The sequence below is a fragment of the Hydrogenophaga sp. genome, from assembly GCF_051860785.1.
Lineage (GTDB): Bacteria > Pseudomonadota > Gammaproteobacteria > Burkholderiales > Burkholderiaceae_C > Hydrogenophaga.
Window position 1 is genome coordinate 254,481 of record NZ_JBIMLB010000001.1, and the last position, 13,327, is coordinate 267,807.

General features: G+C 66.3%; 14 protein-coding genes. 8 read left to right on the forward strand and 6 right to left on the reverse strand.

The features are described 5' to 3' along the window. Nucleotides 1–3 precede the first annotated feature (3 nt). From murG to ACTIF6_RS01225, 8 genes are all read left to right on the forward strand, one after another. Nucleotides 4–1,056, forward strand: coding sequence for an undecaprenyldiphospho-muramoylpentapeptide beta-N-acetylglucosaminyltransferase (gene murG / locus ACTIF6_RS01190; protein ID WP_439586520.1), 1,053 nt, complete (start codon nucleotides 4–6; stop codon nucleotides 1,054–1,056). Next, nucleotides 1,053–2,462 carry a UDP-N-acetylmuramate--L-alanine ligase gene (gene murC, locus ACTIF6_RS01195; RefSeq protein WP_439586173.1) on the forward strand — a complete coding sequence of 470 codons (1,410 nt, stop codon included), beginning with the start codon at nucleotides 1,053–1,055 and terminating at the stop codon, nucleotides 2,460–2,462. Before murG ends, murC begins: the two co-directional genes overlap by 4 nt. Next, nucleotides 2,459–3,436 (forward strand): D-alanine--D-alanine ligase, encoded by a 978-nt coding sequence (locus tag ACTIF6_RS01200; RefSeq protein ID WP_439586174.1) that lies wholly within the window; start codon nucleotides 2,459–2,461, stop codon nucleotides 3,434–3,436. The genes murC and ACTIF6_RS01200 overlap by 4 nt, the downstream gene beginning before the upstream one ends. A 12-nt stretch (nucleotides 3,437–3,448) precedes the next feature. Further along, a complete protein-coding gene (locus ACTIF6_RS01205) occupies nucleotides 3,449–4,252 on the forward strand; it encodes a cell division protein FtsQ/DivIB (RefSeq protein ID WP_439586175.1) in 804 nt (267 codons plus the stop codon). A gap of 13 nt (nucleotides 4,253–4,265) precedes the next feature. Beyond that, nucleotides 4,266–5,495, forward strand: a complete 1,230-nt coding sequence (gene ftsA / locus ACTIF6_RS01210; RefSeq protein ID WP_439519665.1) for a cell division protein FtsA — start codon at nucleotides 4,266–4,268, stop codon at nucleotides 5,493–5,495. Between the two features lie 166 nt (nucleotides 5,496–5,661). After that, nucleotides 5,662–6,876 carry a cell division protein FtsZ gene (ftsZ, locus tag ACTIF6_RS01215; protein WP_439586176.1) on the forward strand — a complete coding sequence of 405 codons (1,215 nt, stop codon included), beginning with the start codon at nucleotides 5,662–5,664 and terminating at the stop codon, nucleotides 6,874–6,876. A gap of 237 nt (nucleotides 6,877–7,113) precedes the next feature. Continuing rightward, entirely contained in the window at nucleotides 7,114–8,037 is a 924-nt protein-coding gene (lpxC, locus tag ACTIF6_RS01220; protein WP_439586177.1) for a UDP-3-O-acyl-N-acetylglucosamine deacetylase, read from the forward strand. 6 nt (nucleotides 8,038–8,043) lie between these two features. Continuing rightward, on the forward strand, nucleotides 8,044–8,220 hold the full coding sequence (locus ACTIF6_RS01225) for a hypothetical protein (RefSeq protein WP_439586178.1): 177 nt from the start codon (nucleotides 8,044–8,046) through the stop codon (nucleotides 8,218–8,220). Here the strand turns inward: ACTIF6_RS01225 and ACTIF6_RS01230 are convergent. The 6 genes from ACTIF6_RS01230 to ACTIF6_RS01255 all read right to left on the reverse strand — a co-directional run bounded on the left by ACTIF6_RS01230 (nucleotide 8,217) and on the right by ACTIF6_RS01255 (nucleotide 13,308). Then, a complete protein-coding gene (locus ACTIF6_RS01230; RefSeq protein WP_439586179.1) occupies nucleotides 8,217–9,479 on the reverse strand; it encodes an MFS transporter in 1,263 nt (420 codons plus the stop codon). The two genes, ACTIF6_RS01225 and ACTIF6_RS01230, sit on opposite strands and share 4 nt — an antisense overlap. A gap of 63 nt (nucleotides 9,480–9,542) precedes the next feature. Next, nucleotides 9,543–10,091, reverse strand: a complete 549-nt coding sequence (ruvC, locus tag ACTIF6_RS01235; protein WP_439586180.1) for a crossover junction endodeoxyribonuclease RuvC — start codon at nucleotides 10,089–10,091, stop codon at nucleotides 9,543–9,545. After that, entirely contained in the window at nucleotides 10,088–11,080 is a 993-nt protein-coding gene (locus tag ACTIF6_RS01240) for a phosphatidate cytidylyltransferase (RefSeq protein WP_439586181.1), read from the reverse strand. The genes ruvC and ACTIF6_RS01240 overlap by 4 nt, the downstream gene beginning before the upstream one ends. A gap of 4 nt (nucleotides 11,081–11,084) precedes the next feature. Then, complete coding sequence (locus ACTIF6_RS01245; protein ID WP_439586182.1) at nucleotides 11,085–11,702, reverse strand: lysophospholipid acyltransferase family protein; 618 nt, start codon at nucleotides 11,700–11,702, stop codon at nucleotides 11,085–11,087. Further along, a complete protein-coding gene (mtgA, locus tag ACTIF6_RS01250) occupies nucleotides 11,699–12,445 on the reverse strand; it encodes a monofunctional biosynthetic peptidoglycan transglycosylase (RefSeq protein ID WP_439586183.1) in 747 nt (248 codons plus the stop codon). Before mtgA ends, ACTIF6_RS01245 begins: the two co-directional genes overlap by 4 nt. After that, nucleotides 12,442–13,308 (reverse strand): energy transducer TonB, encoded by an 867-nt coding sequence (locus tag ACTIF6_RS01255; protein ID WP_439586184.1) that lies wholly within the window; start codon nucleotides 13,306–13,308, stop codon nucleotides 12,442–12,444. The genes mtgA and ACTIF6_RS01255 overlap by 4 nt, the downstream gene beginning before the upstream one ends. Between the last annotated feature and the right edge of the window lie 19 nt (nucleotides 13,309–13,327).

Below are 13,327 nucleotides of genomic sequence, written 5' to 3' on the forward strand. Positions count from 1 at the left end.
GTGATGGCTGGTGGCACTGGCGGTCACATCTTCCCGGGTCTCGCCGTGGCCGAAGCCCTGCGCGAGCGCGGCTGGCGCGTCCACTGGCTGGGCGCACCCGGCAGCATGGAAAGCCGGCTGGTACCCCCGCGCGGCTTCACCCTGGAAACGATCGACTTCGGCGGCGTGCGAGGCAAGGGCTTGCTCACGATCGCCTTGCTGCCGCTGCGCCTGCTGCGCGCCTTCTGGCAATCGCTGCAGGTGGTGCGCAAGGTGCGGCCCGACGTGGTGCTGGGCCTGGGGGGCTACATCAGCTTCCCTGGCGGCATGATGGGTGTGCTCGCCGGCAAGCCGCTGGTGTTGCACGAGCAGAACTCGGTGGCCGGCATGGCCAACAAGGTGCTGGCCGGTGTGGCCGACCGGGTGTTCACCGCCTTTCCCAACGTGTTCAAGAAGGCCGAGTGGGTGGGCAACCCGTTGCGCACCGCGTTCCTGAACCAGCCGGAGCCCGCCAAACGCTTTGCGGGACGAAGCGGCCCGCTTCGCCTTCTCGTGGTGGGTGGCAGTCTCGGCGCCCGCGCGCTCAACGACACCGTGCCGCAGGCGCTGGCCCTGCTGCCCGAAGCCGAGCGCCCGCAGGTCACGCACCAGAGCGGCGAAAAACAGATCGACGCGCTGCGCGCCAGCTACGCCGCAGCCGGTGTGCAGGCAGAACTCACGCCCTTCATTGAAGACACGGCGCAGGCCTTTGCCGATGCCGACCTTGTCGTCTGCCGCGCTGGCGCCAGCACCGTGACCGAAATCGCTGCCGTGGGTGCCGCGGCGCTGTTCGTTCCCTTCCCGGCGGCGGTGGACGACCACCAGACCACCAACGCGCGTTTCCTCGTGGATGCGGGCGCCGCCTGGCTGGTGCCTCAGCCGCAGTTCACGCCGCAGTCGCTCGCGCAGACGCTGCAGACCGTGCAGCGAGCGCAATTGATGGCGATGGCGCAGAAAGCCAAGCAGATGGAAAAGACAGAAGCCGTGGCGGCCGTGGTGCTCGCCTGCGAGCAACTCGCGAAAGTTCAGACAGCATGAAGCACGCCATTCGACACATCCACTTCGTCGGCATCGGCGGCGCCGGCATGAGCGGCATCGCCGAGGTGTTGCTGAACCAGGGCTACCGCATCTCGGGCAGCGACCTGGGTGAAAGCACTGTCACGCGCCGGCTGGTGGCGCTCGGGGCCGAGGTGTTCGTGGGCCACGACGCCGCGCACATTGAGGGCGCCGACGCCATCGTCACGTCCACCGCGGTCAAGGAAGACAACCCCGAGGTGGTGGCCGCGCACGCCAAACTGATTCCCGTGGTGCCGCGCGCGGTGATGCTGGCCGAGCTCATGCGCATGAAGAAGGGCGTGGCGATTGCCGGCACGCACGGCAAGACCACCACCACCAGCCTGGTCACCAGCGTGCTCGCCGCCGGCCATCTGGACCCGACCTTCGTGATCGGCGGGCGCCTGAACAGCGCCAACGCCAACGCGCAACTCGGCTCGGGCGAGTACATCGTGGTCGAGGCCGACGAATCCGACGCCTCCTTCCTCAACCTGCTGCCGGTGCTCTCGGTCGTCACCAACATCGATGCCGACCACATGGATACCTACGGTCACGATTTCGGCAACCTGAAGACCGCCTTCGTGGACTTTCTGCACAAGATGCCGTTCTACGGTGCGGCGGTGGTGTGCGTGGACGACCCCGCCATCCGCGAGATCCTGCCTCGCATCGCCCGGCCCATCACCAGTTACGGTTTCTCGGAAGACGCCCAGGTGCGCGCCATCAACGTGCGCGCGGTGGACACGCAGATGCACTTCACCGTGCAACGCCGCAACGGCGTGGAACTGCCCGATCTCGACATCGTGCTCAACTTGCCGGGTGATCACAACGTGCTCAATGCGCTGGCGGCCATCGGCATCGCGGTGGAACTCGGCGTGGAAGACGCCGCGGTGCAGCAGGCGCTGGCCGAGTTCAAGGGCGTGGGCCGGCGCTTCCAGCGCTATGGCGAGGCCGCGCTGCCCAGTGGTGGACATTGCACCGTGGTGGACGACTACGGCCACCACCCGGTGGAGATGGCGGCCACGCTGGCGGCGGCGCGTGGTGCCTATCCGGGCCGGCGGCTGGTGCTGGCGTTCCAGCCGCACCGCTATACCCGCACGCGCGATTGCTTCGAGGATTTCGTCAAGGTCATCGGCCAGGCCGACGCCGTGCTGCTGGCCGAGGTCTACGCCGCTGGCGAGGCGCCTATCGTGGCAGCCGACGGGCGCTCGCTGGCGCGCGCGCTGCGCGTGGCGGGCAAGCTCGAACCGGTGTTCGTGGACGACATCGCCGCCATGGCGCAGGCCGTGCTGGACAACGCGCGCGATGGCGACGTGGTGCTTTGCATGGGCGCGGGCACGGTGGGCAACGTGGCGGCGCAGGTGATCGAACTGGCACAGGGAGCCCAGGCATGAACGGAATGGAGAACACGGTGGTGAACACGCAGGCGCTGGGCAAGGTGGCGGTGCTCATGGGCGGCAGCTCGGCCGAGCGCGAAGTGTCGATGATGTCTGGCACGGGCGTGCTGGCCGCGCTGAAGTCCAAGGGTGTGGACGCCCACGCCTTCGACCCGGCCGAGCGCGATCTGGGCGATCTCAAGCGCGAAGGCTTCCAGCGCTGCTTCATCACGCTGCACGGCCGTCATGGTGAAGACGGCACGGTGCAGGGTGCACTGGAACTGCTGGGCATTCCCTACACCGGCCCCGGCGTGCTGGCATCGGCCATCGCGATGGACAAGGTGATGACCAAACGCATGTGGATCGCCGAAGGCCTGCCCACGCCGCGCTACGTGGTGCTGTCGCCCGAGCACCAGACGCGCGAAGACACGCGGGGCGTGCCCGACGTCCTGGGTTTGCCCCTCATCGTCAAGCCGCCGCGCGAAGGTTCGTCCATCGGCGTGACCAAGGTGCGCGGCTATTCCGACATGCAGGAGGCCGTGGCCCTCTCGGTGCGTTACGACCCCGACGTGCTGTGTGAAGAGTTCATCGACGGCGAAGAAGTGACCTGCCCGGTGCTCGGCACCGGAGAGCAGGCCCGTGCCTTGCCCGTGGTGCGGATCGTGGCCCCCGATGGCGCGTACGACTACCAGAACAAGTACTTCACCGATGAGGTCAAGTACCACTGCCCCAGTGGTTTGCCGGAAGCGGAGGAACGCGAGATCCAGCGAATCGTGCTGGCCAGCTACCGCGCCCTGGGCTGCCGTGGCTGGGGCCGTGCCGACGTGATGATCCGCGCGAGCGACCGCAAGCCCTTCCTGCTCGAGATCAACACCTCGCCCGGCATGACCGGCCACTCGCTGGTGCCGATGTCGGCGAAGGCCGCAGGTCTGTCGTACGAAGACCTGTGCGTGCAACTGATCGCCGGCGCTGCGCTGGACAACCCGGCCTGATCCCTCCCAACCATGGCCACCACCCGCCCGACCCCGCTGCCACTGGACGTCAGACTCATGACGCTGGTGACGCACGTGCTCGTGGTGGTGTTCGTGGTGCTTTGCACCGCCCTGCTGGCCACCTGGCTGGTGCAGCACCCCGTGTGGTCCGTGCGCGCCATCACCGTGCAGGGCGACGTGGCGCACCAGAACGCCGTGAGCTTTCGTGCCCAGTTGGCCAAGCAGATGAAGACGCGGCTGACCGGCAGCTTCCTCACGGTGGACCTGGGCCAGGTGCGCGAAGTGTTCGAGGGCGTGCCCTGGGTTCGCAAGGCCGTGGTGCAGCGCGAGTTCCCGAACCGGTTGCGCGTCACCCTGGAAGAGCACCAGGCCGTGGCCTGGTGGGGCCAGTCGGGCTCGGGTCAGCTCGTCAATCAGCAGGGTGAGGTGTTCGATGCCAGCCCTGACGATGGCGACGGCCTGCCCGAACTGGCGGGTCCGGCAGAGCAGTCGGGTCAGGTGTGGGCGCTCTACCAGGCGCTGGGCACCGAGTTCGCCCGATTGCAGTTCGTTTTGGAACGTCTGGAACTCAGCGAACGTGGCAGCTGGCAGGCGCGCCTGGACAACGGCGCCGTGATCGAACTGGGCCGCGGCACACCCGACGACCTGATGGAACGCACGCGCCGTTTCACCGCCACCCTGGGCCAGCTCACCGAGCGCTACGCCGGTGCGGTGCAGTCCGCCGATCTCCGCTATCCCAACGGTTACGCCCTGCGCATGCGCGGCGTGACCACCGTCACCGACATCCCTGCCGGGAAAACGCAAACCCCGAGGTAATCAAGAAGCAATCATGGCCAAGGAATACAAGGATTTGGTGGTCGGACTCGACATTGGCACCGCCAAGATCATGGTGGTGGTCGCTGAGGTCCAGCCCAACGGCGATCTCAAGCTCGCGGGTCTCGGCGTGTCGGCCAGTCATGGCTTGAAGCGCGGCGTGGTGGTCAACATCGACGCGACCGTGCAGAGCATCCAGCAGGCGCTGAAAGAGGCCGAGCTGATGGCCGACTGTCGCATTGCGCGGGTCTACACCGGCATCACCGGCAGCCACATTCGCGGCATCAACTCCAGCGGCATGGTGGCCATCAAGGACCGGGAGGTCAGCGCGACCGATGTGGCGCGCGTGATCGAGACCGCCAAGGCGATCAACATCTCGACCGACCAGCGCTTGCTGCTGGTGGAGCCGCAGGAATTCGTGATCGACGGCCAGGAGGTGAAGGAACCGATCGGCATGAGCGGCATCCGGCTCGAGGCCAAGGTGCACATCGTCACGGGCGCGCAGAGCGCGGCGGAAAACATCATCAAGTGCGTTCGGCGCTGCGGCCTGGAAGTGGACCAGCTGATGCTCAACCCGCTGGCCTCGAGCCAGGCCATTCTGACCGACGACGAGAAGGAGCTCGGCGTGGCGTTGGTCGACATTGGCGCTGGCACGACCGACGTGGCGATCTTCTCGGGCGGCGCGATCCGCCACACGGCGGTGATTCCAATTGCGGGCGATCTCATCACCAGCGACATCGCCATGGCGCTGCGCACGCCCACCAAGGACGCCGAAGACATCAAGGTGGAAAGCGGTTGCGCCAAGCAGTTGCTGGCCGACCCCGATACGCAGGTCGAAGTGCCCGGCCTGGGCGATCGTGGCCCGCGCATGCTCAGCCGCCAGGCGCTGGCCGGCGTGATCGAGCCGCGCGTGGAAGAAATCTTTTCGCTGGTGCAGCAGGTGCTGCGTGATTCCGGGCACGAGGAAATGCTGTCCTCGGGCATCGTGCTCACCGGTGGCAGCGCGGTCATGCCGGGCATGGTCGAGCTGGGCGAGGACATCTTCCTCAAGCCCGTGCGCCGCGGCATTCCGAACTACCACAGTGCGCTGTCGGACATGGTGGCCCAGACGCGTGCGGCCACGGTGATGGGTTTGCTCGAGGAGGCGCGCCTGGCACGCGTGCGCGGGCACAAGGTGTCGCAGAAGGCAGGCTCTGTGCAGGGCGCCTTCGAGCGGGTCAAAAACTGGTTTGTGGGGACGTTCTGATGAACACGATCACTTCGATTCCTTATCCGACCCCACGCACCCGACCACGATCCCGATGCACGGAGTGCACGGGACCGCCTGGCTGAAGCCCGATTTCTCTTTTCTGAATCTGAAGCGTTTTTCTGAATCACCGGCGCCCTGACAAGGGCCACACAAGGAGCACCAAATGAGCATCGAAATGATTGAAGTCGAGGAATTCAACCTGGGTACGCAGATCAAGGTCATCGGCGTGGGTGGCGGCGGCGGCAACGCGGTCGAGCACATGATCTCGCGCAGTGTGCAGGGCGTGGAGTTCATCTGCGCCAACACCGATGCGCAGTCGCTCTCGCGCAGCGCGGCACACAAGACCATCCAGCTCGGCACCAGCGGCCTGGGCGCAGGCAGCAAGCCCGAGAAGGGCCGCGAAGCGGCCGAGGTGGCGGTGGACGACATCCGTGAAGCCATTGCAGGCGCGCACATGCTGTTCATCACCGCCGGCATGGGTGGCGGTACCGGCACCGGCGCGGCACCCGTGATCGCCCGCGTGGCCAAGGAAATGGGCATCCTCACGGTGGGCGTGGTCACCAAGCCGTTCGACTGGGAAGGCGGCCGCCGCATGACCAATGCGGACAACGGGTTGTCCGAGCTGGAGGCGAATGTGGATTCGCTGATCGTGGTGCTGAACGAGAAGCTGCTCGAAGTGCTGGGCGACGATGTGACGCAGGACGAGGCCTTCGCGCACGCGAACGACGTGCTGAAGAACGCCGTGGGCGGCATTGCCGAGATCATCAATGAGTACGGCAACGTGAACGTGGACTTCGAGGATGTGCGCACCGTGATGGGCGAGCCCGGCAAGGCGATGATGGGCACGGCCGTGGCCTCGGGTCCGGACCGCGCACGCATCGCCGCCGAGCAGGCCGTGGCCTGCCCGTTGCTCGAGGGCATCGACCTGTCTGGCGCCAAGGGTGTGCTGGTGCTGGTGACGGCGGCGAAGGGTTCGCTCAAACTTTCGGAATCGAAGCTGGCGATGAACACCATCCGCGCCTATGCATCGCCCGAAGCGCATGTGATCTACGGCGCGGCCTACGACGACAACCTGGGCGACGAGATGCGCGTGACCGTGGTGGCCACGGGCCTGTCGCGCCAGGGCGCGCGCCGCACCGCGCCGCCGCTGCAGGTGCTGCGCACCGGCACCGACAACGTGCCGTTCAATGTGCCCACCGTGAACGCCGCAGTGGCTGGCCCGGGCGTGGGTGCTGCCCAGCCGGACTACAACTCCATGGCCGTACCCAGCGTCTGGCGCACCAACCGCACGCAGGCGGCAGCGAAGGTGGATGCACTGGCGTCGGGTGGCATGGACGATTTCGAGATTCCGGCCTTTCTGCGCAAACAGGCGGATTGATCGGGGGGCCGCTTTTCGCGCCTGGACCTCGCGAGCTGACTGCCGCACGGCGCTCTGCTCCGCGAATGTCCTCCGGCGGCGGGAGGCCGCCTCCCCCTTTATTTCGCTGCGCACAGCGCCGTGCGGCAGTCAGCCTGTGACACTGTCGCGCTCGGAGAAAGAAACCCATGTCTTTCCCTATGACGGCCATCACCTTTCCCAAAAGCGCCCAGTCACCGAAAAACTTAAAATCACCCGATGCTCGCGCAACGCACCCTCAAATCCCTGACCAAGGCGGTGGGCGTCGGCCTGCACAGCGGTCAGCGCGTGGAGCTCACCCTGCGCCCCGCCGCGCCCGACACCGGCATCGTGTTCCGGCGGGTGGACCTGTCGGCGCCTGTGGAAATTCCGGTGAATGCAGAGGCGGTGTCCGACACGCGCCTGGCCTCCACCATCTCCAACGGAGGCGTGAAAGTCCACACCATCGAACACCTCATGAGCGCGTGCGCTGGCCTGGGGTTGGACAACCTCTATGTCGACATCACCGCCGAAGAGGTCCCCATCCTCGACGGCTCGTCGGCGTCCTTCGTCTACCTGCTTCAGAGCGCCGGCATCGTGATGCAGAACGCACCCAAGCGCTTCATTCGCGTGACCCAACCGGTGGAAGTGCGCGAAGGTGAGGGTCGTGCGCTCAAGTGGGCGCGGCTCGACCCCTTCCACGGCTACAAGCTCGCGTTCGAGATCGAGTTCGATCATCCTGCCGTCACTTCCACCGGCCAGCGGGTGGAATTCGACTTCGGCAGCGGCCAGTACGCTCGCGAAATTGCCCGGGCCCGCACCTTCGGCTTCACACGAGACGTCGAGATGATGCGTTCCAACGGCCTGGCCATGGGCGGAGGGCTGGACAATGCCATCGTGATGGACGATGTGAAGGTGCTCAACGCCGATGGCCTTCGCTACAGGGACGAGTTCGTCAAGCACAAGATTCTGGACGCCATGGGTGACCTCTACATCATCGGCAAACCCTTGCTGGCTGCGTACAGCGCCTTCCGCAGCGGCCACGCCATGAACAACCAGTTGCTGCGCGCCTTGCTGGAGCGACCCGATGCCTACGAGGTCGTTAGCTTCGAGCGCGATCGTGAAGCGCCGAGCGGTTTCGCCCAGCTCGCGCCGGCCTGGTAGACCCGCATGCTGCTGTTCCGCTGGACCGTCCTGCTGCTGCTCATTGCGGCGGGAGTCTGTTTTGCGTTCTACATCGGCACCGGCCAGATGCGTTTCCGCACCTGGGGCATCGTGATCCTGAAGTGGACCGTGCTGGCGGCGCTCGGTTTCTTCGCGGTGTTGATCCTCGAGCGTGTGATCTAGGCCGATTCGCTTGCCTGCGCCACGCGTGAGGTGTGGCGCACGGGAAGGCTCATCGACACCACCGCGGCGGCCACCAGCAGCGCACTCGCCGATCCGAACGACACCCAGTGCGTGCCGAAGGTGTCGAACGCCCAACCACCCATGAGGGAACTGATGGTGGCGCCCACCTGGTGGCCCAGGTAGGTCCAGCCGTAGAGCACGCCGACCAGCCGCACACCGTACGCATCGGCCAGGATGGCGGACGACAGCGCGATGCTGCCCGCCCAGGCCAGGCCGCCGATCGCCGCCGTGGTGTAGAGCTCCCAGTGCAAGGTCACCGCTGTCATGGCGACGAAGCCCAGGCCGCGCACCAGGTAGATGACGGCCAGCAGCGTGCGGCGTGGCATCACATCGGAAAGGCGGCCCAGCACCAGCGTGCTGAAGATGGCCACCAGTCCGATCGTGCCGATGCCCAGCGAGCTCGTGGCGGCGTTGAAGCCGTGGTCCATCAACATGGGCATGCCGTGCGTGCCCATCAGGTTCATGCTGAAACCGCAGGCGAACAGGCCGAAGCCGATCTGCCAGAAGGTGGATGTGCGCAGCGCGTCGCGCACCCGGGTGAAGGGCATCGGTGCCGTGCCGGCGTTGGCGGATGCAGTGGCAAGGTCCTGTGGCCGCTGGTCGGCGTGGATGGGGGCGTCCTCGCGCATCACCAGCCACACCGTCGGCAGGGCCAGCAATGCGAAGACCGCCGCAAAGCCGAGCAGGGTGTTCTGCCAGCCAAAGGCAGCGATCGCCCACGAGAACACCGGAGTGAGGATGGCGATGCCCGCCATCGAACCCGTCGAGAGGAAGAACAGGGCCGTGCCCCGACGCCGCACGAACCAGTGGCTGAGCACCGGCGTGAGTGCCACCGGGCTGGTGAAGGCCAGGCCGATCGACGAGCACACGCCAAATGCCAGGAAGAAGCTCACCGGGTCGCGTGCGAGCACGGTCCAGATGGTGGAGGCGACGATGATGGCCGTGCCGGTCAGCAGCACGAAGCGCGTGCCGCGGATCGCCACCAGATAGCCCGCCAGTGGCATGCCGATGCCGTAGCACAGCATGCCGGCGGCGATGATGCCCGAGAGCAGGCTGCGGCTGAACCCGAGGTCTTCCGCCATGGGCAGGAAAAACGGGCCGATGCCCATGCGCATGCCCACGGTGAGCATGGTCAGCACGGTGGCCGCAGCCACGATGTTCCAGCCGAAGTACCAGACTTTTCCGGATTGCGGGTTCAAGGTCTTGTCTCCTGTGGTGCCGGCAATATACCCAAGGGAGACGAAACGGTCATACCAGAGACGTCAGTAGCTCCGCCCGCCCTTGTAGGCGCCATGCGTGCGCGCCTGCAAGGTGGATACCTTGTTGATGGCCATGGCCGTGCGGCTGACCTGCGCGTGTGTGATGGCCAGGCCCAGTGCATCGGCGGCATCCTTGCCGGGCAGGCCGGGCAACTGCAGCAGGCGCTTCACCATTTCCTGCACCTGGGGCTTGGCTGCCTTGCCGTAGCCCACCACGGCCTTCTTGAGCTGCAGGGCGGTGTACTCGGCCACCGGCATGCCATTGGCCACCAGGGCGGTCAGACAGGCGCCGCGCGCCTGACCGAGCAGCAGCGTGGCCTGCGGATTGACGTTCACGAACACGATTTCGCAGGCCGAGACATCGGGCTCGTAGCGTTTCACCACTTCGGAGATGCCATCGAACAGCACCTTCAGGCGCGCCGGCAGCAGGGCCCCGTCCTTCGGGCTCGTCTGGATGGTGCCGCTGGCCACGTAGTGCAGATGGCCGCCCTCGGTATCGATCACGCCGAAACCGGTGCACTGCAGGCCCGGGTCGATGCCGAGGATCCTCATAGGTTGAACGTCCAGCGCACCGAGTGGAAGAACACCGGCGCGGCAAAACACAGGGCATCCACGCGGTCCAGCAACCCACTGGCGCCCGTCACCGAGCGCCCCCCCAGGCCCCAGTGCGTCACGCCACGGTCGCGCTTGATGGCTTTCATGACCAGATGGCCCAGGCTCCCAGCCACGCAAGCCACCAGCGCCATGGCCAGCGCGGGGAGTGGCTTGAACGGCGTGAATCCAGACAGGGCCGCGCCCAGCAGGCCACCCGCAGCCAGGCCCAGTGCCCAGCTGCGCCAGTGAAAGCTGCTGCTGATGGCGGGCGCGACGGGCTTGCGCAGGCCGCGCGCTGCCAGGTGCTGCACGAGCATGCAGGTCTGCACCACCAGGACCAGGAAGAACACCAGGAAAGCGGTCTTGCCGGCAAAGCCCGGGAAGTTCAGCAGCAGCAGCGCGGGCACGTGGCTCATGCCGTAGACGCAGACCATGATGCCCCACTGCAGCTTGGCATTTCGCTCCAGGAAACGCTGCGGGTCGTTGCCCAGGGCGCTCACCACCGGGATCAACAGGAACACATAGACCGGGATGAACACGGTAAAGAGGTTGAAGCGCTCGGTCCAGACCAGCGCGTACTGCAGCGGCAGCACGACGAAGAAGGCCAGCACCAGGCTGCGGTGGTCGCCCCGGCGCGTGGGCGAGAGGCTGATGAACTCGCGCAGCACGAAGAACGACACCAGGCCGAAAAGCACGATGGCGAATCCTTCGCCCATGGCCCAGCCGACCCAGAACACCAGGACCATCATCCAAGAGCTTCGCAGCAGCGCCTGGTTGTCCTGCATGAACAGCGCGCGCAAGCCTGTGGCATCGTCGTCGGCCGAGCGGCGCTCGCGCAGCGAAAGCAGCACGCTCACACCGCTGGCAATCAGCAACAGGCCGAACAACACCACGAACACCAGGCTGACCTGCTGGTCGGGGGTGAGGCTGCGAAGGAAGGAGCCCATGTGATCAGACCTCGCGCAGCGCCACCACGGCGTCGCGCGCGCGTTTCAGAAAATCGGCGCGGGGTTCGTCCGCACCGAGCGCCACGGGTTCACCGAACGTGACCGAGCACAGCACCGGCACCGGCACCACTTCGCCCTTGGGCATGACGCGCTGCACGTTGTGGATCCAGGCCGGCACGAGCACCACGCCGGGAAAGCGCTGCGCCAGGTTGTACAGGCCCGACTTGAACGGCTGCGGGTCTTCCTCGTGGCCGCGCGTGCCTTCCGGGAACAGGATCAGCGAGTCGCCGCTTTCCAGCGCCTGGATCAGCGGCGCCAGCGGGTCCTCGTCGCCCTTGCGCTCGCGTTCCACATAGACTGCGTTGAACACCTCCGTGGTGATCCAGCGCTTGAAGTTGGATGCGGTCCAGTAGTCCTTGGCGGCGATGGGGCGGGTGATGCTGCGCAATTCCTGCGGAAGTGCTGCCCAGATGAGCACGAGGTCGGCGTGGCTCTGGTGGTTGGCGAAATAGATGCGCTGCTCGGCCTTGGGTGGGCAGCCATACCACCGCGCCTGCGCACCCGTGAGCAGGCGCACCAGGCCCAGCAGGAACACGCTCATGGCGGCGGCGGGGATTTTCATGGCAGAGATACGGCGCCCATGCGCGCGACGATGGTGCCCGTGCGCCGAGCCAGGTAGGCCGATCCCTGGCGCGTTTCGAAGAACTTGGGTGAGGGAAGCATCACGGCCAGCCTTGCAGCCTCGTGCGGGCTGAGGCGGCTGGCCGGCTTGTTGAAGTAGCGCTGCGCGGCCGCTTCGGCACCGAACACGCCTTCGCCCCATTCCACGCTGTTGAGGTAGATCTCCAGGATGCGCTGCTTGTCCAGCAGCGCTTCCAGCAGCAGCGTGAGCACCAGTTCCTGCCCCTTGCGCAGCAACTGCCGCTCGCCGGAGAGCAACAGGTTTTTCGCGAGTTGCTGCGTGATGGTGGAGCCGCCGACGATCTTCGGCTCACTGGCAGGTTTCTCCGGCTGGCGGGCAGCGCGTTTTTCGGCCAGTTGCTGGCGTCGTTCGTTTTTCTGCCAGGCGCCTTCGATGGCCGCCCAGTCCACGCCGCGATGGTCGGTGAAGCCTGCGTCCTCCGAGGCGATCACCGCGCGCTTGAGGTGCGGGCTGATCTGCGCATCGTCCACCCATTGGTGGGACCACTTCCACAGCTTGTCGCTCTCCCGGCTGCTGCCCGCCGTGCGCCAGGCCTCGGAGCGCATGAACGCGGTGCTGGCCGGGTCCACCACCGCCATCAGCGCGATGCGGGCCACGAAGAACACTTGCAGGGCCACGCCTGCGAGCAGGATCCAGAGCAACCAGCGTCCGAAGGATCTCATTGGCTCGTCATCTGGGTCTGCAGGGTCTCGTCGCGCGTGAACCTGAAACGCGAAACGACCACGATCTGATCGGCCTGGCGGCGCATGGCGTCGTTGAAGCGGCCAAATGCCAGGCTGCGCACGATGGCCTGGGCGCGGCGGTCCAGCAGCGGGGTGCCCGAGGTCTGTACCACTTCCGTGTCGAGCACAGCCCCGCTGTGGTTGACCGTGATGATCATGGTGAGCTCACCATACAGCTTGCGCCCACCGGCTTCCGGGAAGTTGGACGTACCGCGGTCCTCGATCTTGCGGCGCAGTTCGTCGTAGTAGATGGCGTAGATTTCCTCGCGCGTGGCCGGGCTGATGTAGCGCTTCTTCGGGCGGGCGTTCTCTTCGTTGATGCGCTTCTCGATCTCGGCCAGGATTTTCACCAGGGCCTTGCGCTTCTGCTCTCGTTCCACGGACTCGCGGCTGGGCGTGACGGATTCGAGGTCGGGCGGCGGCATGTTGGCCAGTTCGCGGCGCACCTGCGCGAGCAACTGGTTCTGCTGCTCGCGCAGCGCCTCGATCATGCGTTCGTCTTCCTCGGGGGTGTCGCCGATGCGCGCCACCGTGGCTGGCGGCAGGGGAGACGTGGCCCTGCCGCGTTCGGCGTCACCGCCACCCGCGAGCGAGGCCTGCGCGATGGCCGTAGCCTTCTCGGGCTTCTCGTCGCTGCGCGCATTGACCAGAATCACCTCGAGTGGCGTGTCCTGGAACACCCGGTTGAAGCCCTCGGGGTTCACGAAGCGCACTGTGAGCAAAGCTGCGTGCACCGCTACCGAGACGGCCAGCGCCAGTTGCAGCGTGCTCAGTTGTTTCAGGAACTTGGCAGGAGACTTCACGGGCGCATTATCCGTGCTG

Excerpts from the sequence above, each read along its gene's own strand:
- murG (WP_439586520.1), top strand. The coding sequence starts at position 4 with ATGGCTGGTGGCACTGGCGGTCACATCTTCCCGGGTCTCGCCGTGGCC.
- murC (WP_439586173.1), top strand. The coding sequence starts at position 1,053 with ATGAAGCACGCCATTCGACACATCCACTTCGTCGGCATCGGCGGCGCC.
- ACTIF6_RS01200 (WP_439586174.1), top strand. The coding sequence starts at position 2,459 with ATGAACGGAATGGAGAACACGGTGGTGAACACGCAGGCGCTGGGCAAG.
- ACTIF6_RS01205 (WP_439586175.1), top strand. The coding sequence starts at position 3,449 with ATGGCCACCACCCGCCCGACCCCGCTGCCACTGGACGTCAGACTCATG.
- ftsA (WP_439519665.1), top strand. The coding sequence starts at position 4,266 with ATGGCCAAGGAATACAAGGATTTGGTGGTCGGACTCGACATTGGCACC.
- ftsZ (WP_439586176.1), top strand. The coding sequence starts at position 5,662 with ATGAGCATCGAAATGATTGAAGTCGAGGAATTCAACCTGGGTACGCAG.
- lpxC (WP_439586177.1), top strand. The coding sequence starts at position 7,114 with ATGCTCGCGCAACGCACCCTCAAATCCCTGACCAAGGCGGTGGGCGTC.
- ACTIF6_RS01225 (WP_439586178.1), top strand. The coding sequence starts at position 8,044 with ATGCTGCTGTTCCGCTGGACCGTCCTGCTGCTGCTCATTGCGGCGGGA.
- ruvC (WP_439586180.1), bottom strand. The coding sequence starts at position 10,091 with ATGAGGATCCTCGGCATCGACCCGGGCCTGCAGTGCACCGGTTTCGGC.
- ACTIF6_RS01240 (WP_439586181.1), bottom strand. The coding sequence starts at position 11,080 with ATGGGCTCCTTCCTTCGCAGCCTCACCCCCGACCAGCAGGTCAGCCTG.
- ACTIF6_RS01245 (WP_439586182.1), bottom strand. The coding sequence starts at position 11,702 with ATGAAAATCCCCGCCGCCGCCATGAGCGTGTTCCTGCTGGGCCTGGTG.
- mtgA (WP_439586183.1), bottom strand. The coding sequence starts at position 12,445 with ATGAGATCCTTCGGACGCTGGTTGCTCTGGATCCTGCTCGCAGGCGTG.